This is a genomic window from Burkholderia sp. WP42, assembly GCF_000745665.1.
In the GTDB taxonomy this organism is placed as follows: domain Bacteria; phylum Pseudomonadota; class Gammaproteobacteria; order Burkholderiales; family Burkholderiaceae; genus Burkholderia; species Burkholderia vietnamiensis.
This window is the reverse complement of record NZ_JQJT01000033.1, coordinates 1-23,471: the sequence shown is the minus strand read 5'-3', so window position 1 is coordinate 23,471 and position 23,471 is coordinate 1. Positions and strand designations below refer to the sequence as shown.

The window sequence follows — 23,471 nt, the reverse complement described above, 5'->3', positions numbered from 1 at the left end:
TGATTTTGCTGAGCAACATTCAGATACCGAACTACCGGTTTCAATACTGCCGGGAAACCAACGAGACCGCCGCGTAAATCCGATAGCCGCGATTTCGATTTTCCGCAACCCGCCCATTTTCTCAGGTTGACGGATATCGCCTTCGTAATGAACAATCGTCTGCGGAATCGAGAGCCGCTTTTTCGATACGAACGAAAATCGGACGACGCACACCGGCAATCCCGGTCGCGCGACGAAAAATTCCAAGCAAAATCAATCCACCGGGCCAGAAATACGCGAGACATGAACCAGATTCAGACCATGCGAGTGTTCGTCTGCGTTGCCGAGCAGCAGAGTTTCCGGCGCGCGGCGCACCATCTAGGCGTGTCCAATGCACTCGTCACGCGTTCGATCGCGATGCTCGAGTCCCATCTGAACACGCGGTTGATCCACCGCACCACGCGCAACCTGTCGTTGACCGAAGCCGGGCTGCGCTACCTCGACGGCTGCCGTGCGCTGCTCGAGGAGTTCGATCATCTCGAGGCGTCCGTCGCGCACGCGGTGCGCGAGCCGGCCGGCACGCTGCGCGTCGTCGCGTCGGGTCTGCTGTCGCCGCTCACGCTGACGCCGCTCGTCAGCGGTTTCCGGCACCGCTATCCCGAACTGCGCGTGCAGCTGACCGTCGCCGACGGGCCGCTCGACGTGCTCGATTCGGGCTACGACGTCGGCATCGTCACCGGCGACCGGCTCGACGGCAATCCGACGCTGATCGGTCACACCCTCGCGCCGAACCCGTTCGTCGCGTGCGCGGCGCCCGCGTATCTGGAACGGCGCGGCGAGCCGCGCGCGCCCGACGACCTGCCCGGTCACGACTGGGTCGCGCTCGCGCCGCATCAGCATGCGCCCGCGTGGCGGCTGGTCGGCCACGACGGCGCCGCGCATTCGGTCACGGTGCGCCCGGCGTGCACCGTCAACCAGCTCGCGCTCGTGCACGCGGCGGCCCTCGCCGGCTCGGGCATCGCGGTGCTGCCCGAGTCGTGCGTCGCCGACGCGCTCGCCGCCGGCACGCTGGTGCGGCTGCTGCCCGGCTATCGGATCGACGATCCGGATGCGCAGCTGTCGCTCGTCTATCCGAATCGCCAGTACGTGCCGGCCCGCACGCGCAGCTTCGTCGAACATGCGCTCGAGCATTTCGGGCAGCAGGCGGCGCAGGAGCGCTCCGAATACGGCTTCCTGCGCACCCCCGAGCGCGCCGATCTCGTCGCTGGGCGGCCGGCTGGCCTGCAGTAAACTGCACGCGTCAGCCATCGGAGGTGCAGCGTGCGTGTGATCCTGTTCAGCAGCCGGCAGTACGACGAAGAGTCGTTTACCGCCGCAAACCGCCAGTTCGGCTATCGGCTGCACTTTCAGCCGTCACACCTCGATGCGGAGACCGCGATCCTCGCGCACGGTTACGACGTCGTCTGTCCGTTCGTCAACGACACCGTCGATGCGGCGGTGCTGCAGCGGCTCGCTGACGGCGGCACGCGCCTGATCGCGCTGCGCTCGGCCGGCTTCAACCACGTCGACCTCGCGGCTGCCGAGCGGCTCGGCATCGCGGTCGTGCGCGTGCCCGCATATTCGCCGCACGCGGTCGCCGAGCACGCGGTCGCGCTGATCCTCGCGCTCAACCGCCGGCTGCCGCGCGCCGTTGCGCGCACGCGCGAGGGCGACTTCTCGCTGAACGGGCTGCTCGGCTTCGACCTGCACGGCAAGACCGTCGGCGTGGTCGGCACGGGGCTGATCGGCAGCGTGTTCGCCAAGATCATGATGGGCTTCGGGATGCGCGTGCTCGCGCATTCGCTGCCGCCTCACGACGACGAGCTGATCGCGTTCGGCGCGCGCTACGTCGAACTCGACGAGCTGCTGCATCAATCGGACATCGTGAGCCTGCATTGCCCGCTGCTGCCGTCGACGCATCATCTGATCAACGCGCAGACGCTCGCGCGCATGAAGCACGGCGCGATGCTGATCAATACCGGGCGCGGCGGGCTGGTCGATGCGCAGGCGCTGGTCGAGGCGCTCAAGAGCGGCCAGCTCGGTCATCTCGGGCTCGACGTGTACGAGGAGGAAAGCGGCCTGTTCTTCGAGGATCACTCGGACCTGCCGCTGCAGGACGACGTGCTCGCGCGGCTGCTGACCTTCCCGAACGTGATCGTCACGTCGCATCAGGCGTTCTTCACGCGCGAGGCGCTCGCCGAGATCGCACATACGACGCTGCTGAACATCGACGCATGGCGCGCGGGCGCGCCGACCAACGTCGTCACTGGCGGGCGCTGAAGCGCGGGGTTGGCTTTCGGCTTGCGGCGTTCCGCGTGCCTCCGCTCCACACCCACCGCACCGGCATCGCGCCGACCCATTCATTCGCCTGATGTAACGCGCGGCGCCCGCGCTCTGCTATCGTTGCGCCGACTTCCCTTTGCTTCCGCTCCCCCATGCGTTTCGACGACTCCGCCATCGCCGCGGTCTACCGGGCCATTTTCGAACGGCGCGACATGCGTCACTTCACGTCGGCGCCGGTCGATCCGGCCACGCTCGCGCGACTGCTGCGCGCGGCCCATCACGCGCCGAGCGTCGGATTCATGCAGCCGTGGCGCTTCATCCGCATCACCGACGCCGCGCTGCGCACCGCGATTCACGGGCTGGTCGAGGCCGAGCGCCGCGCGACCGCCGACGCGCTCGGCGAGCGCCAGGACGAGTTCATGCGGCTGAAAGTCGAAGGCGTGCGCGAATGCGGCGAATTGCTGGTCGTCGCGCTCACCGACGATCGCGAGCGCCACGTGTTCGGCCGCCGCACGCTGCCGGAGATGGATCTCGCGTCCGCCGCCTGCGCGATCCAGAACATGTGGCTCGCCGCCCGTGCGGAAGGGCTGGGCATGGGCTGGGTGTCGCTGTTCGACGTCGACGCGCTGCGCACGCTCCTCGGCATGCCGGCCGGCGCGCAGCCGATCGCGGTGCTGTGCATCGGGCACGTCGGCGCGTTCTACGCGCAGCCGATGCTCGAGCAGCAGCGCTGGGCCGCGCGGATGCCGATCGAAGCGTGCCTGTTCGAAAACACGTGGGACGCCCCGGCGCAGGCGAACCCCAGTGCCGAATCGACGCCGTCCCGCGACGGCCCGGCAACGCAGGATCACGCCGCCGACATGCCGCCGGACATGCCGCGCGGGCAATGATCGCAGCCCCGGCGTAGGCGCCGAGCGCGGCGGCGTCGGGCATCGCTACATCGTGCTGCGCCGCTGCGATCGCACCCGTCGAAATCCGCCACCGTGGCGGTACGTCAGCTCCGCCGATACTCCGCCGGACATGTCGCGCGAGCAATGACCACTGCTCCGGCGTAGGCGCCGAGCGCGGCGGCGTCGGGCATCGCTGTAGCGCAACGTCTCCCAATGCCGCTGCGATCGCGGCTGCCAAAATCCGCAACCGTGACGGTGCGTCAACTCCGCCGACACTCCGCCGGACATGCCGCGGGAGCAATGATCGCCTTACCGGCGTGGGCACCGAGCGCGGCGGCGTCGGGCATTGCGGAAGCGCGACGTCTTCCGGCGCCGCCGCGATCGCGCCATCGAAATCCCCCACCGTAGCGTTACGTCAGCCACTGCCGCATGGCCCGCGAAACAATACGTTCCGGCCCCGAGCGTCCGGGTTTTCTCTCACGTAGAATCGCGGCTGACGTCCCCGCCCCGCCGTCGTGCGCATCCCGCGCCGAATCCCGGCCGCGGCTCTTTCCCTGACCCATCGCGATGCCCTTGCCCCTTTTCGCCCTCGCCGTCGCCGCATTTGGAATCGGTACCACCGAATTCGTGATCATGGGGCTGCTGCCGAACGTCGCGCGCGACCTCGGCGTGTCGATCCCGGCTGCCGGGATGCTCGTGTCGGGCTACGCGCTTGGCGTGACGATCGGCGCGCCGATCCTCGCGGTCGTCACCGCGAAGATGCCGCGCAAGCGCGCGCTGATGGGCCTAATCGGACTGTTCATCACCGGCAACCTGCTGTGCGCGCTCGCGCCCGGCTATGCGGTGTTGATGGCCGCGCGCGTGGTCACCGCGTTCTGTCACGGCGCGTTCTTCGGGATCGGCTCGGTGGTCGCGAGCAGCCTCGTCGCGCCGAACCGGCGCGCGCAGGCGATCGCGCTGATGTTCACCGGCCTCACGCTCGCGAACGTGCTCGGCGTGCCGCTCGGCACCGCGCTCGGTCAGGCCTACGGCTGGCGCGCGACGTTCTGGGCCGTCACCGGCATCGGCATCGCGGCGGCGGCCGCGCTCGCCGTGTGCCTGCCGAAGCATCTCGCGATGCCCGACACCAGCATCACGCGCGAGTTCGGCGTGCTGCGGCACCCGCAGGTGCTGATGGTGCTCGGCATCAGCGTGCTGGCGTCCGCGAGCCTGTTCAGCGTGTTCACGTACATCACGCCGATCCTCGAGGACGTGACGCGCTTCTCGCCACACCAGGTCACCTACGTGCTGCTGCTGTTCGGGCTCGGCCTGACCGTCGGCGGCACGCTCGGCGGCCGGCTCGCGGACTGGCGCCGGATGCCGTCGCTGATCGCGACGCTCGCGCTGATCGGCATCGTGCTCGCTCTGTTTGCCGGCACGATGCACGTGCCGTTCGCAGCGCTGGCGACGATCTTCGTATGGGGCGTGCTCGCGTTCGCGATCGTGCCGCCGCTGCAGATCCTGATCGTCGACCGCGCGAGCGATGCGCCGAACCTCGCGTCGACGCTCAATCAGGGCGCGTTCAACCTCGGCAACGCGACCGGCGCATGGCTCGGCGGCGCGGCGATCGGCGCCGGCGTGCCGCTCGTGAGCCTGCCGTGGGTCGGCGTCGCGATGGCGGTCGCGGCGCTCGCGCTCACGCTGTGGTCGGCGTCGCTCGAACGCCGTCCGGCCCGCGCGCCCGCCGGGTACGTGTGACGCCATGACGCGCGACGCGGCGCCCGCACGGCGCCGCCGCATTGCGTTGCGCGCGCAACCATGCGCGCATGACGGCCTTCATGGACCTTTCAAGGTCCGCGGTGTAGCATCCGGCCCGATGAAAAACGTTCTCTCCCGCGATTTCGTCGCGCTGATCCTGAGCGTCGCGGTGGTCGGGCTCGGCACCGGCGCGACGCTGCCGCTCACCGCCCTCGCATTGACCGAAGCCGGCCACGGCACCAACGTGGTCGGCATGCTGACCGCCGCGCAGGCGCTCGGCGGCCTCGCGATCGTCCCGTTCGTCACCGCGCTCGCGCGGCGCCTGGGCGCGCGCCGCGCGATCGTCGTGTCGGTCGTGCTGCTCGCCGCGGCCACCACGCTGATGCAGTTCACGTCGAACCTGATCGTATGGGGCGTGTTGCGCGTATTGTGCGGCGCGGCGCTGATGCTGCTGTTCACGATCGGCGAAGCGTGGGTCAACCAGCTCGCCGACGATTCGACGCGCGGCCGCGTGGTCGCGATCTATGCGACCAATTTCACGCTGTTCCAGATGGCCGGGCCCGTGCTGGTCAGCCAGATCGCGGGCGCCACCAGCATCCGCTTCGCGCTGTGCGGCGCGCTGTTCCTGCTTGCATTGCCGACGCTCGCGACGATCCGGCGCGCGCCGCTGGCCGGCGACGACGCGCGCCAGGCCGCCCACGACAGCTGGCTCGCGGTGCTGCCGCGCATGCCCGCGCTGATCATCGGCACCGGTTTCTTCGCGCTGTTCGACACGCTCGCGCTGTCGCTGCTGCCGCTCTACGCGATGGACCACGGCGTCGCGAGCGCGACCGCGGTGCTGCTCGCGTCGATCATGCTGTGCGGCGACACCGCGATGCAGTTCCCGATCGGCTGGCTCGCCGACAAGCTCGGTCGCGAGCGCGTGCATCTCGGCGCCGGCTGCATCGTGCTCGCGGGCCTGCCGCTGCTGCCGTTGGTGATCGCGAACCCGTGGCTGTGCTGGCCGTTGCTGTTCGTGCTCGGCGCGGCGGCCGGCAGCATCTACACGCTGTCGCTGGTCGCATGCGGCGAGCGCTTCCGCGGCGCGGCGCTCGTCACCGCGAGCTCGCTCGTCTCGGCATCGTGGAGCGCCGCGAGCTTCGGCGGGCCGCTCGTCGCCGGCGCGTTGATGGAACAACTCGGCAGCAATGCGCTGATCGGCGTGCTGGTCGGCTGCGTCGCGGCGTTCGTCGCGGCCGCGTTGTGGGAACGACGCTCGGCGTTGCGGCGCGCGATCTGACGCGGAGGCCGGCAGACGGCGTCGATGTTCACACGCGGCGGCGCGGGCGCAACGTCGAACACGCACGGTTCGCGGTTCGTGACCGGCGATCCGTGATCCGTGCCGCGTTGCCCTTGGCCCGCACTCCGTGACCGGTGATCCGTGACCCTTGGCCAGCGACACATACTCAGCGCCCTATCCCCTCCCGCCCCCGCCAATAAAAACGAAACCGGCCCGCATCAAGCGGGCCGCCGTGCCGTTCCGGACTGCGCGCGACCCGTCGCGCGGCAATCCGCTACGCGCTACGCGCCGGCAGGATCTTCCCCGTACACGTCCCGAAGCCGATGCGATAGCCATCGCCCTCGCACCAGCCCGCGAGCGTCAGCTCGTCGCCGTCCTCGATGAACGTGCGGCTGCCGCCGCCCTTCAGCGCGAGCGGCTCCTTGCCGTTCCACGTCAGCTCGAGCAGGCTGCCGAACGAGTCGCGCGTCGGCCCGCTGATCGTGCCCGAACCCATCAGGTCCCCCACGCGCGTATTGCAGCCCGCGACCGTGTGATGCGCGAGTTGCTGCGCCATCGTCCAGTACATGTGCCGGAAGTTGGTGCGGCAGATCGACGTCGGCTCGGCGGCGCCGTCCGCCCGCAGCGTGACTTCGAGCGCGATGTCGAACGCATGCTTGCCCGCGTGCCGCAGATACGGCAGCGGCTGCGGCGCCTGCTCGGGCTGCGCGACGCGGAACGGTTCGAGCGCGTCGAGCGTGACGATCCACGGCGAGATCGTCGTCGCGAAGCCCTTCGAGTTGAATGGGCCGAGCGGCACGTATTCCCACTGCTGGATGTCGCGCGCGCTCCAGTCGTTCAACAGCACCATCCCGAAGATGTGCGCTTCGGCATCCTCGCAGGCGATCGGCTCGCCGAGCGCATTGCCCCGCCCGACGATGAAGCCCGTCTCGAGTTCGATGTCGAGCTTGCGGCACGCGCCGAACACCGGACGCTCCTGCTCGGGCAGCTTCAGCTGCCCGTTCGGCCGCCGCACCGGCGTGCCGCTCACGACCACCGATGACGCGCGGCCGTTGTAGCCGATCGGCATCTCCGACCAGTTCGGCAGCAGCGCATTCTTCGGATCGCGGAACATCGAGCCGACGTTGGTCGCGTGCTCCTTCGACGAATAGAAATCGGTGTAGCCGGGAATGTCGACCGGCAGATGCAGCGTCGCGTCGCGCTGCGCGACGAGCACGCGCGCACGCAACGCCGCGTCGTCGCGGAGCCGCGCAGCGTCGCGCGCGAACAGCTCGGACAGCTGAATGCGCACGCTGCGCCACGCATCGCGGCCGAGCGCGATGAACGCGTTGAGCGTCGGCTCGGCGAACACGTCGGCGCCGGCCGGCACCGTCACGAGGCCCGCACGCGCGAGCGCGGCGAGGTCGACGATCCGGTCGCCGAGCGCCACGCCCGCGCGGCGCGCCGGCTGCGCCGCGTCGCTGAAGATGCCGAACGGCAGGTTCTGGATCGGGAAATCGCAGGCGGGATCGTTCGCCGTGTCGACCCAGCTCTTGCGAGCCGGGTCGAGCGTCGCACGCCAGTCTCGGGTGTCGCTCATCGTTGCTCCGGGTTGAAGTGTTTCTCGATGCGTTGCCAGCATTCGAAGTAGTCGGCCTGCAGCTGCGCGGTGTCGAGCGCGTAGCGGGTCGGCCGGATCAGCGTGCGGGTTTCGAACATGAACGCCATCGTCGCGTCGACCTTGTGCGGGCGGGTCGTGTCGATCGCCGACGCCTTCTCGAACGTATCGGCGTCCGGCCCGTGACCGGACATGCAGTTGTGCAGGCTCGCGCCGCCCGGCACGAAGCCTTCGGCCTTCGCGTCGTACGCGCCGTGCACGAGGCCCATGAACTCGCTCGCGACGTTGCGATGGAACCACGGCGGGCGGAACGTATCTTCGGCCGCGAGCCAGCGCGGCGGGAAGATCACGAAATCGATCGCGTCGACGCCCGGCGAGTCGCTCTGCGACTGCAGCACGAGGAAAATCGACGGATCGGGATGGTCGTAGCTGATCGAGCCGATCGTGTTGAACAGCCGCAGGTCGTACTTGTACGGCGCGTAGTTGCCGTGCCATGCGACGACGTCGAACGGCGAGTGGCCGATGTCCGCGCGCCACAAGCGCCCGTTCTGCTTCGCGATCAGCTCGAACGCGCCTTCGCGGTCTTCGTACGCGGCCTGCGGCGTCAGGAAATCGCGCGGATTGGCGAGCCCGTTCGATCCGATCGGGCCGAGGTCCGGCAGACGCAGCAGCGCGCCGAAGTTCTCGCAGATGTAGCCGCGCGCGTCGCCGTCGGGCAGCGCGACCGCGAAGCGCACGCCGCGCGGAATCACCGCGATCTCGGCCGGCTCGACGTCGAGCCGGCCGAACTCCGTCGCGATGAAAAGCCGCCCCTGCTGCGGCACGATCAGCAATTCGCCGTCGGCGCTGTAGAAGAAGCGGTCCTGCATCGAGCGGTTCGCCGCATACAGGTGGATCGCGCAACCGTTCATCGCGGCCGCCGAGCCGTTGCCGGCCATCGTCACGAGCCCTTCGACGAAATCGGTCGGCTCGACCGGCATCGGCAGCGGGTCCCAGCGCAGCTGGTTCGGCGGCGTCGGCGGCACGTCGGCCGAGTCGCCGAACTCCGCGACGAGCCGCTGCCGCCCCGTGAACGGCTCGAACGGCCGGTGCACGGCGGCCGGCCGTATCCGGTACAGCCACGAGCGGCGGTTGTGGCCGCGCGGCGCGGTAAACGCGGTGCCCGACAGCTGCTCCGCATACAGCCCGTACGGCGCGCGCTGCGGCGAGTTGCGGCCGTGCGGCAGCGCGCCGGGCAGCGCCTCGGTCGCGAATTCGTTCCCGAAACCGCTCAGGTAGCCGGCGGTCGCCGGTTTCGACAGGTCAAGCGTCATCGTTTCCTTTCTCCATCAATTCATTGCGGCATTCGCCGCGTGCGCGCTGCCGCGCCGCGCGACGCCGGCCAGCCCGAGCACGAACAGCGCCGAGCACAGCACGGGCAGCGCGGCCGCATGGAACAGCGCGCCGTTGCTCCAGTTCAGCGCAATCAACTGGCCGCCGACGAGCGGCCCGAGCACCGAGCCGATCCGGCCGATGCCGAGGCTCCAGCCGATCCCGGTCGAGCGCAGCGACGTCGGGTAATACTGGCCGGCCAGCGCATTGACGGCCGGCTGCCCGCCGACCACGCAGAAGCCGCCCGCGAACACGACGACCAGCAGCCACGGCAGCGCATGCGCGAGCGAGCCGATCAGCCCCACCGACACGGCCGCGCACGCGAAGCACGCGAACAGCACGCGCACGAAGCCGTAGCGCTCGATGAACCAGCCGAGCGACAGCGTGCCGATCACGCCGCCCGTCTGCAGCACCGTGCCGACGATCACCGCCGTGCCGGGCGTATAGCCGGCGTCGCGCATCACGGTCGGCAGCCAGTTCGACAGGAAGTACAGGTCGATCAGGTTCATGAAGCTGATCGACCACAGCAGCAGCGTGACCGGCAGGCGGCCGGCGCGGAACAGTTCGGCGACCGGTGCGCCGCTCGTCGCACGCTCGCGCACGACGAGCCGCGTGTCGGCATCGATGCCGGCGTGCGGCGCGAACCGCGTGAGCCAGTCGCGGGCCTGCGCGACGCGTCCTTTCAGGACCAGAAACTGCAGCGACTCGGGCAGCCGCGCGAGCATCGCGATCGCCAGCACGAGCGGCACCGCGCCGCCGACGAAGAACACCGCGCGCCAGCCGAGCGCCGGAATCAGCGCCGCGCTGATGAAGCCGCCCAGCGCGGCGCCCAGCGTGAAGCCGCACGACACGATCATCATCCGCTTCACGCCGTGCGCGGCGGGGCTGAACTCGCCGACCAGCGCCATCGCGTTCGGCATGATGCAGCCGAGGCCCAGGCCCGTGACGAAGCGCAGCGCGATCAGCACCGGGATCGAACTCGCGAACGGGGTCGCGAGCATCGTCACCGCGAAGAACAGCGTCGAGCCGATCAGCACCGGCCGCCGGCCGATGCGGTCGGCCAGCACCGACAGCCCGAGCGCGCCGAGCAGCATGCCGAACAGGCTCGCGCTGAACACCGGCCCGAGCGCCTGCTTCGGCACGTGCCACTCCGCGATCACGCTCGGCGCGACGTAGCCCATCGCCTGCGCGTCGAAGCCGTCGACCACCAGGCACAGGCCGCACAGCACCAGCAGCATCCAGTGAAAGCCCGGACGATGGGTGTCGTCGATCACGCGCTCGACTTCGAGCACGCGCGCGTTGGCCGGCGCCGCGCTCATTGCGCCACCTCGGCGTTCGGATGCACGGGCGGATTCACGCCCTGGCGCGCGAGCGCCATCGCTTCGCGCAGCACGTCGGCGTCGCCGATCTGGTTCGCGAGCAGCAGAATCAGCTTCGCGTTGACGAGCTGGCTGTCGGCGTCCGACAAATCGCGATGCATGTCGATCAGCGCTTCGTAGAACGCGTCCGGGTCGGCCAGGCGCGGGCGGGTGTCGAGGGCGGGCATGTCGGGTGTCTCCGGTGTCGTTGTCGTGTTCGAGGCGGGTTCAGCATGCGCCGCTCGCGCGGGCGAGTGCGTCGGCGATCGCGTGCCGGTCGAGCGCGCGCATGCGGGCGCACACGTGCTGGTCCGGGCGCAGCAGGTAGAACGTGCCGGGCTGCGCGTCGTAGCGCTGCGCGGCGAAACCGTCGACGTCCTCCAGGACGTCGACGCCGGGCACCGCCTGCGCATGGCCGGCCGGCACGATCAGCACGGGCCGCACCGGCAGCGCGAGACCGTCGAGCGCCTGCGCGAGCGCGCCCGCATCGCCGGGCAGGCCGAACAGCACGCCCGCGAAGCCGTCGCCGAGATGACGCAGCAGCCAGCCGGACGCCTGCTGCGCGCGCACCGGCGCGTCGGCCGCGACCGCGCCGGGACGCATCGCGCACGCGAACGCGTCGCCGGCGCGATCGGGCGTATTCAGCGGCGAATCGGTCAGCACGGCCGGCACCGACAAACGGCCGCTGTTCACGAGCCGGCGCGCGAATTCGCAGTCGCGCGCGAGCTTCAGCGTCGCGTCGCGGAACACGCGCGACACCGCGCTCTTCGGCGTGATGAAGTCGGTCGAGCGCGTCGAGTTGCGGATGTTCTCGTCCGCGGCGAACTCGCGCTCGCTCGCATACGTGTCGAGCAGGCGCTCGGGCGCGCGGCCGTCGAGCACGAGCTGCAGCTTCCACGCGAGATTGTCGGCGTCCTGCACGCCGCTGTTCGCGCCGCGCGCGCCGAACGGCGACACGCCGTGCGCCGCGTCGCCCGCGAACAGCACGCGGCCGTGACGGAACGTATCCATCCGCTGGCAGCGGAACGTATAGACGCTGACCCATTCGAGCTCGAATTCGGCGTCCGGCCCGAGCAGCGCGCGCACGCGCGGGATCACGCGCTCCGGCTGCTTCTCGGCGACCGGGTCGGCGTCCCAGCCGAGCTGGAAATCGATGCGCCACACGTTGTCCGGCTGACGGTGCAGCAGCACCGACTGGTTACGGTGGAACGGCGGATCGAACCAGAACCAGCGCTCGGTCGGGAATTCCGCCTTCATCTTCACGTCGGCGATCAGGAAGCGGTCCTTGAACGTGCGGCCGCGGCTTTCGAGCCCCATCGCCGCGCGCAGCGGGCTGCGCGAGCCGTCGGCCGCGATCACGTACTGCGCGCGCAGCGTCTCGATGCCTTCCGGCGTCTCGACGGTCAGCGCCGCGTGCTCGGCCGACTGCGCGACGCCCGTCACCTTGTGCTTCCAGCGGATCTCGAGGTTCGGCAGTTCGAACGCGCGCTCGGCCAGATAGCCTTCGACGTAGTACTGCTGCAGGTTGACGAACGCCGGGCGTGCGTGGCCCTGCTCGGGCAGCAGGTCGAACGCGTAAAGCTGCTCGTCCTGCAGGAACACCTTGCCGACGTGCCAGCTCACGCCCTTGTCCACGAAGCGCTCGCCGCAGCCGAGCCGGTCGAAGATCTCGAGCGTGCGCTTCGCGAAGCAGATCGCGCGCGAGCCGGTGGACAGCGTGTCGTCGTCGTCGAGCAGCACGACCGGCACGCCGCGCTGCGCCAGATCGATCGCGGCGGCCAGGCCCACCGGGCCCGCGCCCACCACGATCACCGGGTGAACGGCCGCATCGGCCTGCGCGGCCCGCGCCGCGCGCGGCCGGTAATCGAACTTCAGCGTCTGGTAATCGATGCTCATGGTCGCCATCCGCTCCTCAGCCGCGCCGCACGTGCGCCGGCACGCGCGGCGCCGCCGCGCTTGTGCCGCCGTTCATGGCCGCCTTCGTGCCCGCCTTCAACCGCTCGCGCGGCCTGCCCTGCTCCATCCGCCTGCTGTCCACCGCCACGTCTCGCTCCTTGCTTCCTGGTTGATTCGGTTCGGGAAACGACGCCGCTGCCGGCGCCCGAACGCCGCTTTTCTTGATCGGCAACAAATCTTTGGATTTACGAATAGTAAAACCAATTACGTATAGTGAAATCAACGTTAACCCTAGCGATGGGTTCGGCAACGGGATAACCATATGAGAGAAACGCCGAGCCGAGCCCGACGGGCGCTGCTAATATCGAGATACGAGGCGGCCCTTTCGGCCGCCGTTTTCTTCCTACGCCGATGATCCCGCCCAACATTCCCGAGCTGGTCGCCCGTGCCGGGCAACTGCCTTATCTGCGGGAACACCTCGCGCTTGCCGAAGGCGGCACCGCATGCGCGAATCTGCCGGAGCGCACGCTCGCGAGCGCCTACGAGCCGATCTACGACGTGACGATGCCCGGCGCGCCGCAGTCGACGTCGTTCGCGGATGCCATCGAGCGCTACGGCGACGAGCTCGGCTTCCAGGCCATCACGCTGGTCAGCGGCGCCGCGCACGACCCGGTCGACTCGGCCGTCGACGACCAGACGCTCGTCGCGATCGACCGGCTGTCGCGGGCGTTGCACGCGATCAACTTCTTCGGTGCGCAGCGCCACGGGCTGCTGTTCCTGCGCGTGCACGAACGGCTGCTCAAGAGCGTGAAGTACGATCACGGCAAGCATTTCTCGTCGGTGCTGCAGCGGTTCGGCCTGCCGGCCGAGCGGATCGTGATCGAGTTGCCGGCGGCCGCGGTCGCGCACAAGACCTTCCTCGGCTACCTGACGCGCAGTTATCAGCATCACGGTTTCAAGGTCGCGGACAAGCTGCCCGACCCGGGCCGGATCCTCGCGGTCGAATCGGAGATGGCGCGGCCCGATTACATCAAGATGGATGCGGGCATCGCGCTGCGCGACGGGATGGTGAAGGCGCTGGTCGCGTATGCGCAGCGCGTGCGGATTCCGCTGATATTCGATGGCGTGGTCGACGAGACGCAGTGCGAGCTGCTGCGTCAGCACGACGTGCGCTTCATGCAGGGGCCGGTGTTCGCGAAGGTCGTGACGGCCTGAGGGGCGCTGCGCGTGTGGGTGCGGTCAGCGCTGTGCTGGGGGCTGGGGGTCTTGGGGCGGGTGGGACGTGCTGCCGTCGTGCCGCGTCGTATGCGTCCGTCGTCAAACGGCGGGCGGCAGGCGGTCGGTCGATGCAGGGCTAGCGGCTTGCTGCATCGCGCCGTGCTTATGCAGCCCCAGTCGAACCCGCTTGCTAGTTTGCTGCAGCACCCGTCGCCGGCATCTCGACGCCTACTCCGGTCCGCCGTCGTCGTATTTCGGCAGATCGTCGGCACAGTCGATTTCCGAGAAACGATCCGCGCACCGCACGCGCCATGTCGGCCAGCTCGCGCCGCGCTCATGCAGCCGAGTCGAACGCGCGTGCTGGCTCGCTGACGCACTCGTCGCCGGCATCGCGACGCCCATCCCGGTCCGCCGTCGCCGTATTTCGGCAGATCGTCGACGCACCAGTTGCCTGCGCAACGATCCACGTGTCGCGACGGCCGACTCTTGCCGCGTTCACGCCGCCTGATCGAACACGCGTGCTGGCGCGCTCGTCGCCGTCACCCCTACGCCTAGTCCGACCGCCGTCATCGTATTTCGGTAGTTGCCTGCGCAACGATCCACGTGCCGCGCCGGCCGACTCTTGCCGCGTTCGCGCCACCCGATCGAACACGCGTGCTGGCGCGCTCGTCGCCGCCACCTCGACGCCTACTGCGGTCCGTCGTCGTCGTATTTCGGCAGATCGTCGGCACAGTCGATCCCCGGAAAACGATCCGCATACCACACGTGCCACACCGGACGCAGCCGCGCCGGCTCGTCGAGCGTCGCGTAGTTGATTTCGACGGTGGTCGGCGCGTCGCGCAGCCGATATTCGAGCTGCGCGCCGCAGCGGCCGCAAAAGCGCCGCTCACCCCACGCGCTCGACGCATAGACCGTCGGCTCGCCCTGCAGATACTCGAACGCGCCGATCGGCACCGATGCCGCTGCCACGACCGCCGCACCGGTCGTGCGCTGACAGAGCCGGCAATGGCAAAAGCCCGCGTCGGTCGGAATGCCGGCGATCCGGTAACGGATCGCTCCGCATGCGCAACCGCCTTCCATCGTCTCGGGGACAGACATCGCGAACCTCGTCATCGTCGGAAAGTCAGGGAACGATGATGAGCGTGGCGCCCGCGCGTTGCAACAGGCACGGCATCCGCGGCCGCGCGCGGCAATGCCGGCGACGCGCCCACGCGCGCCCCGTTTCAGACCGTCTGACCGAGCCGCTGCGCGAGCGCCTTCAGTTTCGGCCCGACGTCGGTACGGAACGCCTGTTCGTCCATCGACGATGCCGGCCCGCTGCAGCTGAGGATCAGCCAGCGTCCGTCGCGCGGCTCGCGAAACGGCACGGCGGCCGCATTCACGTCCGTGTGCCACGCGCGGAACGAATAACAGCAGCCGCCCGTCGAGAATTCGGCGACCGCCTGCTGCGCGGCCGCGACGAGCGCATCGGCGTCGGCGCCGCCGCCGGCCGCACGATGCAAGTCGGCATAGAGCGCGCGGCGCACGTCCTCCGGCTGCACGGCCAGATACGCACGCCCCATCGAACTCGTCAGCATCGACAGGCGCGAGCCGGGAGCGAGCCCGAGCGTCAGCGCCGTTTCGCTGCGGATCGTCTCCAGATAAATCATGTCGAGCCCGTCCCGGCAGCCGAGCGACACGGCCGCGCCGATCTCGCGCGCGAGCGCCTGCATGTGCGGCCGCGCGAGGTCGAGCGTCCCCGACCCGGACAGCAGCGCGTAGCCGAGCGACAGCACCGCGGCATCCAGCGCGTATTTCCCGAGCGTCTCGTCGTAGCGCAGGTAGCCGAGCACGGTCAGCGTGTAAGCGAGCCGGTTCACGGTCGCCTTCGGCAACCCGGTGCGTTCCGCAAAATCGCGATTGCCGAGCATCGTTTCGCCGGGCCGGAACGCGCGCAGCAGGTCGAGCCCGCGCGCAAGCGCAACGACGAACTTGCGTTCGTCGATCGCGGTTTCGTCGATGGTTGAAAGTGTCATCTGGTGCTACACTGAGTTCGTTTTGCAAAACATTGTTCCGCACAGCGGAACTCAAGTCAAGCAGACCATAGAAATCGGAACCGGTAGCGAAGCGCCGCCGCCGACCGACAGGAGATGACACGATGAGCGTTGCAACTTTTCATTGGGACGATCCGCTGTTGCTCGACCAGCAACTGACCGAAGAGGAGCGGATGGTGCGCGATGCCGCGCGCGCGTATGCGCAGGACAAGCTGGCGCCGCGCGTCACGGAGGCGTTCCGCCACGAGCGCACCGACGCGGCGATATTCCGCGAAATGGGCGAACTGGGCCTGCTCGGCCCGACGATCCCTGACGAATACGGCGGCCCCGGCCTCAACTACGTCAGCTACGGCCTGATCGCGCGCGAAGTCGAGCGCGTCGACTCCGGCTACCGGTCGATGATGTCCGTGCAGTCGTCGCTCGTGATGGTGCCGATCTTCGAATTCGGCTCGGACGCGCAGAAGCAGAAATATCTGCCGAAGCTCGCGACCGGCGAATGGATCGGCTGCTTCGGGCTGACCGAACCGAACCACGGCTCGGACCCGGGCAGCATGGTCACACGCGCGAAGAAAGTGCCGGGCGGCTATTCGCTGTCCGGCTCGAAGATGTGGATCACCAACTCGCCGATCGCCGACGTGTTCGTCGTGTGGGCGAAGCTCGAAGAAAACGGCGCGGACGCGATCCGCGGCTTCATCCTCGAGAAGGGCTGGAAGGGGCTGTCGGCGCCGGCGATCCATGGCAAGGTCGGGCTGCGCGCGTCGATCACCGGCGAGATCGTGCTCGACGAGGTGTTCGTGCCGGACGAAAACCTGATGCCGAACGTGAGCGGCCTGCGCGGCCCGTTCACGTGCCTGAACTCGGCCCGCTACGGGATCGCGTGGGGCGCGCTGGGCGCGGCCGAATCGTGCTGGCACACCGCGCGCCAGTACGTGCTCGACCGCAAGCAGTTCGGCCGGCCGCTCGCCGCGAACCAGCTGATCCAGAAAAAGCTCGCCGACATGCAGACCGAGATCACGCTCGGCCTGCAAGGCGTGCTGCGGCTGGGCCGGATGAAGGACGAAGGCACGGCGGCCGTCGAGATCACGTCGATCATGAAGCGCAACTCGTGCGGCAAGGCGCTCGACATCGCGCGGCTCGCGCGCGACATGCTGGGCGGCAACGGCATCTCGGACGAATTCGGCGTCGCGCGCCACCTCGTGAACCTCGAAGTGGTCAATACGTACGAAGGAACGCACGACATCCATGCGCTGATCCTCGGCCGCGCACAGACGGGCATCCAGGCATTCTTCTGACCGTTTGCGCAGGCGACGCGGCGCCGGTCGCGCTGCGTCGTGCGTTGAAATGACACAGCCCGCCCGGCATCGCTGCCGGGCGGGCCGTTTTCATGGGCGCGCAGCGATCGCGCGCAGCCGCTGCTTACTTGTTCGGCTGCGGCGTCAGACGCAGATACGGACGCACCGCGTTGAAGCCCTTCGGGAAGCGCTTCTTCAACTCCTCGGGATCCTGCAGCGACGGGACGATCACGACGTCGTCGCCGTCCTTCCAGTTCCCCGGCGTCGCGACTTTGTAATTATCGGTCAATTGCAGCGAATCGATCACGCGCAGCACTTCGTCGAAATTGCGGCCGGTGCTGGCCGGATAAGTGATGATGAGACGCACCTTCTTGTTCGGATCGATCACGAACAGCGAGCGCACCGTCAGCGTTTCGTTCGCGTTCGGGTGGATCATGTCGTACAGCTGCGAGACTTTGCGATCGGCGTCGGCGATGATCGGGAAGCCGACGACCGTCGACTGCGTTTCGTTGATGTCGTTGATCCAGCCCTTGTGCGATTCGACGCCATCGACCGACAGCGCGATCACCTTCACGTTGCGTTTGTCGAATTCGCCCTTCAGCTTCGCGGTGAGCCCGAGCTCCGTCGTGCATACCGGCGTGTAGTCGGCCGGATGGGAGAACAGGATGCCCCAGCTGTTGCCAAGCCACTCATGAAACTTGATCGTGCCCAGGCTCGATTCCTGCTCGAAATCCGGTGCGATGTCACCAAGACGCAGACCCATGATGTTCCCTCCTCGAACGATGCTGGTTGAAACCGCGCGCTGTCGGCGCGGGATAGTCACTCAGCTTACGGGAAGCAATGGGCCATGCGAACGATTATTACGTTTGATATTCATACTTTTTTGTCATTTTTGCCCAGGCGCAGAGCGCGGTGGACAGCGGCGGAAGGCACTTTTCACGCCGTCGGCGGCTCTGTTTTTGTTTACGTTTCGTTTACCATGCGGTCTTGCAATGTCGCCGTGCGTCTTCCCGGCTCGCCAGCAGGCAGGCGTTTCGCTACGATGTGAACCTGCAGCATGACAGCATGAAGGGAGTTGCAATGTCGGAAATCAACAAGGAGAAACTGATGTCGGATATCAAAACCGTTCTGGCGGACGCCGAGGACCTGCTGAAGCAGGCTGCGAGCAGCACGGGCGACCGGGCTACCGAGCTGCGCGAAAAGGCCATGTCGCGCCTGAAGCAGGCCAAGGAAAAGGCAACCGACGTCCAGGTCGTGGTGGTCGAGAAAGGCAAGAAGGCCGCGCGCGCAACCGACGACTACGTGCACGAGCATCCGTGGACGTCGATCGGCGTCGCTGCCGGCGTCGGCGTGCTGATCGGCCTGCTGATCAACCGCAAGTAACGCGCGCGGCGCCGTTTCGCCCCGCGCGCCGCTCGCTGCGGCACGCGGGAGTCGCGGCAGGCCGGCGGCTCGCCGCCGGCCTGGCTTGACCTTGCTGCTCACTGCGCGTGCAAGCGCCTCATCCATGACGACAGACACCCACCCGCAGCCATCCGGCCCAGGGCCGCTGCGCCGCCTCGTCGGTTCCGCGATCGGCCTACTGCAAACGCGTCTCGAACTCGTTGGCATCGAACTGGCCGAGGAGAAGGAACGCCTGATGGGCGTGCTGTTTCTCGGCCTCGCCGCGATGATGCTCGCGACGATGGCGCTCATCAGTCTGACCGTCCTGATCGCGATCGCGTTCTGGGACACCTATCGCTGGCAGTCGCTCGCGGTGGTCACCGCGTTGTACGCGGTCGCCGGCATCGTGTGCGTGCTGAAGGCGCGCGCGGGCCTGCGCAACGCGCCGACCGTGTTCGAGGCGACGCTCGCCGAGCTCGAAAAGGACCGCGAGATGTTCCGCGGCAAGCCGTGAACGCCGTCGCGTTCACCCGTTCCACCCATTTCGCCGACGCGCCATGAGCCAGAACGTCACGGGCCATTCGCCCAGCCACCATTCGTCGCGCTCGAACTGGAGCGCGTCGCAGCATCGCGCACTCCGCAAGGAGTTGCTGATCCTGCGATCCGAAGTCGAGCGGCTCGAGCTCGCCGAAGCCGCCGCGGACATGCGTCACGCCGTCACGCGCTTCAGCTGGCTGAAGGTGTTCATCCCCGGCCTGTCGACCTCGAAATTCGGTCAATCCGCGAAAAGCCTGAACGCGAGCATCGGCCAACTCGTGAACCAGTATCCAATGCTGAGCTCGCTTGCGTCGCTCGTGCTCGCGAAACCCGTTCGCTCGCTGTTGCGTGCAACCGGTGGGCCGGCGCTGAAGTGGGGAACGCTGGGCTTCGCCGCATGGGAGATCTACCAGATCTGGAAGCAATCGCGCGACGAGCGCGACAGCACCGCGAGCAACGACTGACGCTCCACGGGGCGCGCGCGATGCGGTTGAGCCGCGCGCGTCACGTGCGGGCTCAATGCACGCCCCAGCACACGCGAGACGGTTCGTCCATCTGGCCGGTATCCGCCATTGCATTGCCCTTCGTCCCGTCCGAACGCAGCGTGAATGCACCGCATGGGTCGTCACGCATCGGCCCGGCGTCGAGCGGGCTGGCAACGAGTTCGTATGCCACCGGCGCATCGCCGTCGGCCGGTCGCCGCAGCGTAAGCCGATAGACCGGTTGCCCGTCCGGCGGTGCCTGTGTGTACGCATCCGGCAACGTCTGCGGCGGCGGGCCATCGAGCGTTTCGAGATACTGGGCGGCCCGGTACAGCGCACTTACCGCAGCGGTGCGATGCATGCGCGCGACGTGCGCGCGATATGACGGGACACCCCAGCTCGCCAACGCAGCGACGATTGCGAGCACGATCATCAATTCGATCAACGTGAAGGCCGCCAGCCGGCGCATCGCAGCAGCGGCTCGCATCATTGCACCGTCACGACACGACGCCAGCGCTGCGCCACGATGCGCCCGTCGCGCAACGCGAGCTGGCTCTGCAGCCAGACCACGCTCGAGGCATCGCCGCCGACGCCGCGAGCGGTGACGAGGTACGCGCGGCTGCCGGCCGGACCGGCACCTCGCCACGCTTCGATCAGACAACGCGGCGGCTGCGCCGCCAGCGGCCACGATGCAAACGGCTCGAACGCGTCGGCGACGCGCAGCGCGGGCGTCCGCCGCCACGCGCGTGGTTCACCATGCGATGCCGGTTCGTCGAGGTATGGCGCTGCGCCGCCGCGCAAACGCACGATGCATGCGGCCAACGCCGCATCGGCGGCATGAAACGCGATCATCCGATCGGACAACGCGCGCGTGCGACGCGATTCCGTCAACGCCGACTCGAACCATGTGCCTGCCAGCGCCACGACCGCCGCGGCAACGGCCATCACGGCAGGCAGCGCAAGGCCGGCATTGCGAAGCCGACGCCGAAGCCGAGGCCGACGTGCGGGCGCAACGCGTAATGTCGCGCGGTTCGGCAACGCGGGGCCGTCACCTGCGCCGCGCCGGCCCGCAGCACGGCGCGCCGACGCATCGGCTGTCGCGATCCGCGTCGCACAACGTCGGACGGACCGGGTCGCGCGGATCATCGGAATGCCTCACCGTCACGCACACCGCCCACGACACGATCGGCCAACGCGATCGATGAATTCCGCAACGCGACGATGCGATGCAGCGTGAGGCGCGCGCGGCCATCGTCGGATACGGCAACGCGACCATCGCAGTCGACATGACGCGTCGGCGCGCGCATCGGTTCACCGCGCGCCCGCACACACAGATGTACCGCGACGATGTCGCGCCACCCGTCAGCGCCGATCGCCGCCGCGTCGGCGAATCGCACGGTTCCGCGACGCAAATAGCGCACACGCAACTGGTCGATGCCGGACACCACCGGCTGCGGCGTGCCGGGGCGACCGCTGCCTTCGCAGTACAGCTCGGGCTCACCGGTCGACGGGCTGACATGCGCATCGAAGTGGTTTTCCACCAGCGGCCGCTCGCCGGGGGCACCGATACCCTGCCCGAGACAGTCGGATACCTGGTCGCCAATGGTTGGCCAGGTCGACACACCGTCGCCGACATAACGGACCACCACCGCATCGGAGGCCTCGCGAGCGGCTTCGCAGCGCACCTGTGCACCATCGCCACGCACCCGCGCCGCGGAGCAACCGAACAACGGCGGCAGCGGCAACGCGTCGTCGTCGTCGAGCGAACGAAATCCGGCCATCTGAATCTGCTGTCCGATCAGCATCAGGGCCGTCGTGGCCGCATCGCGCATCGCGAACGCGTCCTCGGCCCGCCCGTGCGCGACACGCTGTGCGTGGTAAAGCGCGCCGGCGGCCGCGAGCACGAGCAGACCGACGACCATCGCAATCAGGACTTCCAGCAGCGTATGTGCGCGGCTGCGGCGATCAGCGTTCATCGGCGTCGAACTCCCGAAACGGAATGCGCACACACGACGGCGGCTTCGTCATCGTCCGCGCCGCATCGCACCGCGCGGACGCCGAGGCCGAGGCCGACTGCGCAGTGTCGGCGTCGCGCCAGCCGACGATCGCATAGCTGACACCGGCCGCCCCACGGTCGAGCATCATTGCGCCGTCGGGCAACGATGCCGCCGCAAGCGCCGCGAGGCCGCCGTCATCGCCTGGTGCCGCATGACGGCGCTCGATGCGTGCGTCGGCCAGCCAGAGCGCACGTTCGCGCCAGATCGTCGCCCGCTGCATGCGGGTCATCGCGAACTGGCTGCCGACCACCGTCAGCATCACGGCCGCGAGCAGCGCAACGGCCAGCACCGCTTCGAGCAGCGACGTGCCGTGCGTTCGTCGGCGCGAGCACTTCATGCCGCGTCACACCGGCCGGCCACGATGCGCGCGCGACCGCCCGCCGAAATCCGGATACAACGCGACGTGCGCGCCTCGTCGCCAGGCCGCTCGCGCTGCGCACGCAATTCGAAGCGCCGGATCCCGCCGATCACCTGTCCGGCCGGCGGCGCGAACGCCAGATCGTGCGTGGCGCCCGTCACGGCAATGTCGGGATCGCGCGGATAACGCCTCAACACCCGCGACTGCCCGTCGAACTGCCCGCTGACGATCCAGCCGCACGACCATGCGGCCGGATCGCATGGTTCGTCGGCGCGCACGCAATCGCCGGCGGGCCCGGCGCGGCACAGCGTGACGCGCACGCCGAGCCGAGCCGCCTCGGTGCGGGCGAACGACACCGCACCGAGCAGTGTGCGCGAGCGCGCATCGACGCGTTCGCGCATGCGCCACTGATCGAATGCCGGAGCGGCGTAGAGCGCCGTCGCGGCCGCCAGCGCGATTGCGACCATCAGCTCGACGAGCGTGAATCCGTCGCAGCGCCGCAGGTGCGCGCCGACAATCTTTCGGTGCAGTCCCATCGCCATTGCCCTCCGTCAACGTGATGCAACGACTGTAGCGACGCGAGCGAACCCGCGCCATTGGCCAAACGGCCAACTGGCGACATGCGGCCGAGACCGACACAATCGGGACGAACTGGATCACTCGGCCCAATCGGGCCTGCGGAGAAGACGATGAACGAACGCGGCGCGTCAGCGCTTACGCGGAGGCTTGGAGGGGGACGCGCGACGGAACTCTTCGATCACGTCGGCAAATTCGGAAACGTCCTCGAACCGGCGGTAAACCGATGCAAAACGGACATAGGCGATCGTATCGAGGCCGCGCAACTCGTTCATCACGAGTTCGCCGAGCTTCTCGCTACGCACTTCCCGCTCGCCCGTGGCGAGCAGCTGATATTCGATACGGGCGACCGCCGCGTCGATCGCATCGGCTGCAACCGGCCGCTTGCGCAGCGCGAGTTGCATGCTGGCGACGATCTTGCGACGGTCGAATTCCGTGCGGCTGCCGTCCTTCTTCACGACGGCCGGCAGGTTCAGCTCGACCCGCTCGTACGTCGTGAAGCGCTTGTCGCAAGCCGAGCAGCGACGGCGCCGGCGAATCGCAGCGCCATCTTCGGAGACGCGCGAGTCGACGACCTGCGTGTCTTCATGCCGGCAGAACGGGCAGCGCATGCCGGATCAGCGATAGACCGGGAAACGCTTGGTCAGCTCGGCCACTTGCGCGCGCACGCGCTCGAGCGTCGCCGCATCTTCCGGGTTCTCCAGCACGTCCGCGATCAGGTTGCCCACCTGCTCCGCTTCCGCCGGCCCGAAGCCGCGCGTCGTCATCGCCGGCGAGCCCAGCCGCACGCCGCTCGTCACGAACGGCTTTTCCGGATCGTTCGGAATCGCGTTCTTGTTCACCGTGATGTGCGCCGCGCCCAGCGCCGCTTCCGCCGCCTTGCCCGTGATGTGCTTCGCTCGCAGGTCCACCAGCATCACGTGGCTTTCCGTGCGGCCCGACACGATCCGCAGCCCGCGCTTCACCAGCGTCTCGGCCAGCACCCGCGCGTTCTCCACCACCTTTTGCTGATACGCCTTGAACTCCGGCGACAGCGCTTCCTTGAACGCCACCGCCTTCGCCGCGATCACGTGCATCAGCGGGCCGCCCTGGATGCCCGGGAAAAT

General features: G+C 68.5%; 25 protein-coding genes and 1 pseudogene. 10 read left to right on the top strand and 16 right to left on the bottom strand.

All coding sequences use genetic code 11. The features are described from left to right. Nucleotides 1–282: 282 nt before the first annotated feature. The 5 genes from EX20_RS19965 to EX20_RS19945 all read left to right on the top strand — a co-directional run bounded on the left by EX20_RS19965 (nt 283) and on the right by EX20_RS19945 (nt 6,207). Nucleotides 283–1,269, top strand: coding sequence for a LysR family transcriptional regulator (locus EX20_RS19965; RefSeq protein ID WP_011883449.1), 987 nt, complete (start codon nt 283–285; stop codon nt 1,267–1,269). Between the two features lie 30 nt (nt 1,270–1,299). Then, nucleotides 1,300–2,298: a 2-hydroxyacid dehydrogenase gene (locus tag EX20_RS19960; RefSeq protein ID WP_014722522.1), complete on the top strand. Its 999-nt coding sequence runs from the start codon at nt 1,300–1,302 to the stop codon at nt 2,296–2,298. A 155-nt stretch (nt 2,299–2,453) separates the two neighbouring features. Continuing rightward, nucleotides 2,454–3,191, top strand: coding sequence for a 5,6-dimethylbenzimidazole synthase (gene bluB / locus EX20_RS19955; RefSeq protein ID WP_034194476.1), 738 nt, complete (start codon nt 2,454–2,456; stop codon nt 3,189–3,191). 567 nt (nt 3,192–3,758) lie between these two features. Further along, nucleotides 3,759–4,928: an MFS transporter gene (locus EX20_RS19950; protein ID WP_034194475.1), complete on the top strand. Its 1,170-nt coding sequence runs from the start codon at nt 3,759–3,761 to the stop codon at nt 4,926–4,928. Between the two features lie 118 nt (nt 4,929–5,046). Next, a complete protein-coding gene (locus EX20_RS19945; protein ID WP_034194474.1) occupies nt 5,047–6,207 on the top strand; it encodes an MFS transporter in 1,161 nt (386 codons plus the stop codon). Nucleotides 6,208–6,481: 274 nt separating this feature from the next. Here EX20_RS19945 and fahA read toward each other — a convergent pair whose 3' ends face one another. From fahA to EX20_RS32045, 6 genes are read right to left on the bottom strand one after another with little or no spacing between them, the layout of a single operon-like run. Continuing rightward, nucleotides 6,482–7,786 (bottom strand): fumarylacetoacetase, encoded by a 1,305-nt coding sequence (gene fahA / locus EX20_RS19940; protein WP_034194473.1) that lies wholly within the window; start codon nt 7,784–7,786, stop codon nt 6,482–6,484. Then, nucleotides 7,783–9,117 (bottom strand): homogentisate 1,2-dioxygenase, encoded by a 1,335-nt coding sequence (gene hmgA / locus EX20_RS19935; protein ID WP_034194472.1) that lies wholly within the window; start codon nt 9,115–9,117, stop codon nt 7,783–7,785. The genes fahA and hmgA overlap by 4 nt, the downstream gene beginning before the upstream one ends. Before the next feature lie 15 nt (nt 9,118–9,132). Continuing rightward, nucleotides 9,133–10,494, bottom strand: coding sequence for an MFS transporter (locus EX20_RS19930; protein ID WP_034194471.1), 1,362 nt, complete (start codon nt 10,492–10,494; stop codon nt 9,133–9,135). After that, entirely contained in the window at nt 10,491–10,721 is a 231-nt protein-coding gene (locus EX20_RS19925) for a DUF2783 domain-containing protein (RefSeq protein WP_034194470.1), read from the bottom strand. The genes EX20_RS19930 and EX20_RS19925 overlap by 4 nt, the downstream gene beginning before the upstream one ends. A 40-nt stretch (nt 10,722–10,761) precedes the next feature. Next, on the bottom strand, nt 10,762–12,438 hold the full coding sequence (locus EX20_RS19920) for an FAD-dependent oxidoreductase (RefSeq protein WP_034194469.1): 1,677 nt from the start codon (nt 12,436–12,438) through the stop codon (nt 10,762–10,764). Nucleotides 12,439–12,445: 7 nt separating this feature from the next. Next, nucleotides 12,446–12,712: a hypothetical protein gene (locus EX20_RS32045; RefSeq protein WP_155416633.1), complete on the bottom strand. Its 267-nt coding sequence runs from the start codon at nt 12,710–12,712 to the stop codon at nt 12,446–12,448. A gap of 128 nt (nt 12,713–12,840) precedes the next feature. On the opposite strand from EX20_RS32045, the gene EX20_RS19915 reads away from it, so the two are divergent. Then, entirely contained in the window at nt 12,841–13,644 is an 804-nt protein-coding gene (locus EX20_RS19915; RefSeq protein ID WP_011883431.1) for an EAL domain-containing protein, read from the top strand. A gap of 690 nt (nt 13,645–14,334) precedes the next feature. Here the strand turns inward: EX20_RS19915 and EX20_RS19910 are convergent. Further along, nucleotides 14,335–14,745 (bottom strand): GFA family protein, encoded by a 411-nt coding sequence (locus EX20_RS19910; RefSeq protein WP_011883423.1) that lies wholly within the window; start codon nt 14,743–14,745, stop codon nt 14,335–14,337. A gap of 125 nt (nt 14,746–14,870) precedes the next feature. Further along, nucleotides 14,871–15,662: an IclR family transcriptional regulator gene (locus tag EX20_RS19905; RefSeq protein WP_011883421.1), complete on the bottom strand. Its 792-nt coding sequence runs from the start codon at nt 15,660–15,662 to the stop codon at nt 14,871–14,873. 122 nt (nt 15,663–15,784) lie between these two features. Here EX20_RS19905 and EX20_RS19900 point away from each other — a divergent pair, with 122 nt between their 5' ends. Continuing rightward, nucleotides 15,785–16,972, top strand: coding sequence for an acyl-CoA dehydrogenase (locus tag EX20_RS19900; RefSeq protein WP_011883419.1), 1,188 nt, complete (start codon nt 15,785–15,787; stop codon nt 16,970–16,972). Between the two features lie 124 nt (nt 16,973–17,096). Here the strand turns inward: EX20_RS19900 and EX20_RS19895 are convergent, their stop codons facing one another. After that, nucleotides 17,097–17,735: a peroxiredoxin gene (locus EX20_RS19895; protein ID WP_011883418.1), complete on the bottom strand. Its 639-nt coding sequence runs from the start codon at nt 17,733–17,735 to the stop codon at nt 17,097–17,099. Nucleotides 17,736–18,052: 317 nt separating this feature from the next. Between EX20_RS19895 and EX20_RS19890 the strand changes: the two genes are divergently transcribed. The 3 genes from EX20_RS19890 to EX20_RS19880 all read left to right on the top strand — a co-directional run bounded on the left by EX20_RS19890 (nt 18,053) and on the right by EX20_RS19880 (nt 19,356). Beyond that, nucleotides 18,053–18,355 carry an ElaB/YgaM/YqjD family protein gene (locus EX20_RS19890; protein WP_011883416.1) on the top strand — a complete coding sequence of 101 codons (303 nt, stop codon included), beginning with the start codon at nt 18,053–18,055 and terminating at the stop codon, nt 18,353–18,355. 124 nt (nt 18,356–18,479) lie between these two features. Further along, the gene (locus EX20_RS19885) at nt 18,480–18,869 is read left to right on the top strand and encodes a phage holin family protein (RefSeq protein WP_011883414.1); all 390 of its coding nucleotides are present in this window, start codon (nt 18,480–18,482) and stop codon (nt 18,867–18,869) included. A 43-nt stretch (nt 18,870–18,912) separates the two neighbouring features. Beyond that, on the top strand, nt 18,913–19,356 hold the full coding sequence (locus EX20_RS19880; RefSeq protein ID WP_034194468.1) for a DUF3318 domain-containing protein: 444 nt from the start codon (nt 18,913–18,915) through the stop codon (nt 19,354–19,356). A gap of 52 nt (nt 19,357–19,408) precedes the next feature. Here the strand turns inward: EX20_RS19880 and EX20_RS19875 are convergent, their stop codons facing one another. From EX20_RS19875 to glyA, 7 genes and pseudogenes are all read right to left on the bottom strand, one after another. Beyond that, nucleotides 19,409–19,861, bottom strand: a complete 453-nt coding sequence (locus tag EX20_RS19875; protein ID WP_034194512.1) for a type IV pilin protein — start codon at nt 19,859–19,861, stop codon at nt 19,409–19,411. After that, a complete protein-coding gene (locus EX20_RS19870) occupies nt 19,861–20,319 on the bottom strand; it encodes a pilus assembly PilX family protein (RefSeq protein ID WP_011883410.1) in 459 nt (152 codons plus the stop codon). Before EX20_RS19870 ends, EX20_RS19875 begins: the two co-directional genes overlap by 1 nt. Before the next feature lie 197 nt (nt 20,320–20,516). After that, nucleotides 20,517–21,350, bottom strand: a complete 834-nt coding sequence (locus tag EX20_RS19865; RefSeq protein ID WP_014722506.1) for a type IV pillus assembly protein — start codon at nt 21,348–21,350, stop codon at nt 20,517–20,519. Beyond that, nucleotides 21,340–21,768, bottom strand: coding sequence for a hypothetical protein (locus EX20_RS19860; RefSeq protein ID WP_034194467.1), 429 nt, complete (start codon nt 21,766–21,768; stop codon nt 21,340–21,342). The genes EX20_RS19865 and EX20_RS19860 overlap by 11 nt, the downstream gene beginning before the upstream one ends. Continuing rightward, complete coding sequence (locus tag EX20_RS19855) at nt 21,765–22,325, bottom strand: GspH/FimT family pseudopilin (RefSeq protein WP_011883405.1); 561 nt, start codon at nt 22,323–22,325, stop codon at nt 21,765–21,767. The genes EX20_RS19860 and EX20_RS19855 overlap by 4 nt, the downstream gene beginning before the upstream one ends. A gap of 171 nt (nt 22,326–22,496) precedes the next feature. After that, a complete protein-coding gene (gene nrdR / locus EX20_RS19850) occupies nt 22,497–22,976 on the bottom strand; it encodes a transcriptional regulator NrdR (RefSeq protein ID WP_006760615.1) in 480 nt (159 codons plus the stop codon). A gap of 6 nt (nt 22,977–22,982) precedes the next feature. Beyond that, nucleotides 22,983–23,471: pseudogene (gene glyA, locus EX20_RS19845) on the bottom strand (serine hydroxymethyltransferase); the annotation flags it as partial.

Excerpts from the sequence above, each read along its gene's own strand:
- EX20_RS19910 (WP_011883423.1), bottom strand. The coding sequence starts at position 14,745 with ATGTCTGTCCCCGAGACGATGGAAGGCGGTTGCGCATGCGGAGCGATC.
- bluB (WP_034194476.1), top strand. The coding sequence starts at position 2,454 with ATGCGTTTCGACGACTCCGCCATCGCCGCGGTCTACCGGGCCATTTTC.
- EX20_RS19865 (WP_014722506.1), bottom strand. The coding sequence starts at position 21,350 with ATGAACGCTGATCGCCGCAGCCGCGCACATACGCTGCTGGAAGTCCTG.
- EX20_RS19870 (WP_011883410.1), bottom strand. The coding sequence starts at position 20,319 with ATGGCCGTTGCCGCGGCGGTCGTGGCGCTGGCAGGCACATGGTTCGAG.
- EX20_RS19930 (WP_034194471.1), bottom strand. The coding sequence starts at position 10,494 with ATGAGCGCGGCGCCGGCCAACGCGCGCGTGCTCGAAGTCGAGCGCGTG.
- fahA (WP_034194473.1), bottom strand. The coding sequence starts at position 7,786 with ATGAGCGACACCCGAGACTGGCGTGCGACGCTCGACCCGGCTCGCAAG.
- EX20_RS19920 (WP_034194469.1), bottom strand. The coding sequence starts at position 12,438 with ATGGCGACCATGAGCATCGATTACCAGACGCTGAAGTTCGATTACCGG.
- EX20_RS19855 (WP_011883405.1), bottom strand. The coding sequence starts at position 22,325 with ATGGGACTGCACCGAAAGATTGTCGGCGCGCACCTGCGGCGCTGCGAC.
- hmgA (WP_034194472.1), bottom strand. The coding sequence starts at position 9,117 with ATGACGCTTGACCTGTCGAAACCGGCGACCGCCGGCTACCTGAGCGGT.
- EX20_RS19890 (WP_011883416.1), top strand. The coding sequence starts at position 18,053 with ATGTCGGAAATCAACAAGGAGAAACTGATGTCGGATATCAAAACCGTT.
- EX20_RS19860 (WP_034194467.1), bottom strand. The coding sequence starts at position 21,768 with ATGAAGTGCTCGCGCCGACGAACGCACGGCACGTCGCTGCTCGAAGCG.
- EX20_RS19965 (WP_011883449.1), top strand. The coding sequence starts at position 283 with ATGAACCAGATTCAGACCATGCGAGTGTTCGTCTGCGTTGCCGAGCAG.
- EX20_RS19925 (WP_034194470.1), bottom strand. The coding sequence starts at position 10,721 with ATGCCCGCCCTCGACACCCGCCCGCGCCTGGCCGACCCGGACGCGTTC.
- EX20_RS19905 (WP_011883421.1), bottom strand. The coding sequence starts at position 15,662 with ATGACACTTTCAACCATCGACGAAACCGCGATCGACGAACGCAAGTTC.
- EX20_RS19875 (WP_034194512.1), bottom strand. The coding sequence starts at position 19,861 with ATGCGAGCCGCTGCTGCGATGCGCCGGCTGGCGGCCTTCACGTTGATC.
- EX20_RS19945 (WP_034194474.1), top strand. The coding sequence starts at position 5,047 with ATGAAAAACGTTCTCTCCCGCGATTTCGTCGCGCTGATCCTGAGCGTC.
- EX20_RS19895 (WP_011883418.1), bottom strand. The coding sequence starts at position 17,735 with ATGGGTCTGCGTCTTGGTGACATCGCACCGGATTTCGAGCAGGAATCG.
- EX20_RS19915 (WP_011883431.1), top strand. The coding sequence starts at position 12,841 with ATGATCCCGCCCAACATTCCCGAGCTGGTCGCCCGTGCCGGGCAACTG.
- EX20_RS19900 (WP_011883419.1), top strand. The coding sequence starts at position 15,785 with ATGAGCGTTGCAACTTTTCATTGGGACGATCCGCTGTTGCTCGACCAG.
- EX20_RS19880 (WP_034194468.1), top strand. The coding sequence starts at position 18,913 with ATGAGCCAGAACGTCACGGGCCATTCGCCCAGCCACCATTCGTCGCGC.
- nrdR (WP_006760615.1), bottom strand. The coding sequence starts at position 22,976 with ATGCGCTGCCCGTTCTGCCGGCATGAAGACACGCAGGTCGTCGACTCG.
- EX20_RS19885 (WP_011883414.1), top strand. The coding sequence starts at position 18,480 with ATGACGACAGACACCCACCCGCAGCCATCCGGCCCAGGGCCGCTGCGC.
- EX20_RS19950 (WP_034194475.1), top strand. The coding sequence starts at position 3,759 with ATGCCCTTGCCCCTTTTCGCCCTCGCCGTCGCCGCATTTGGAATCGGT.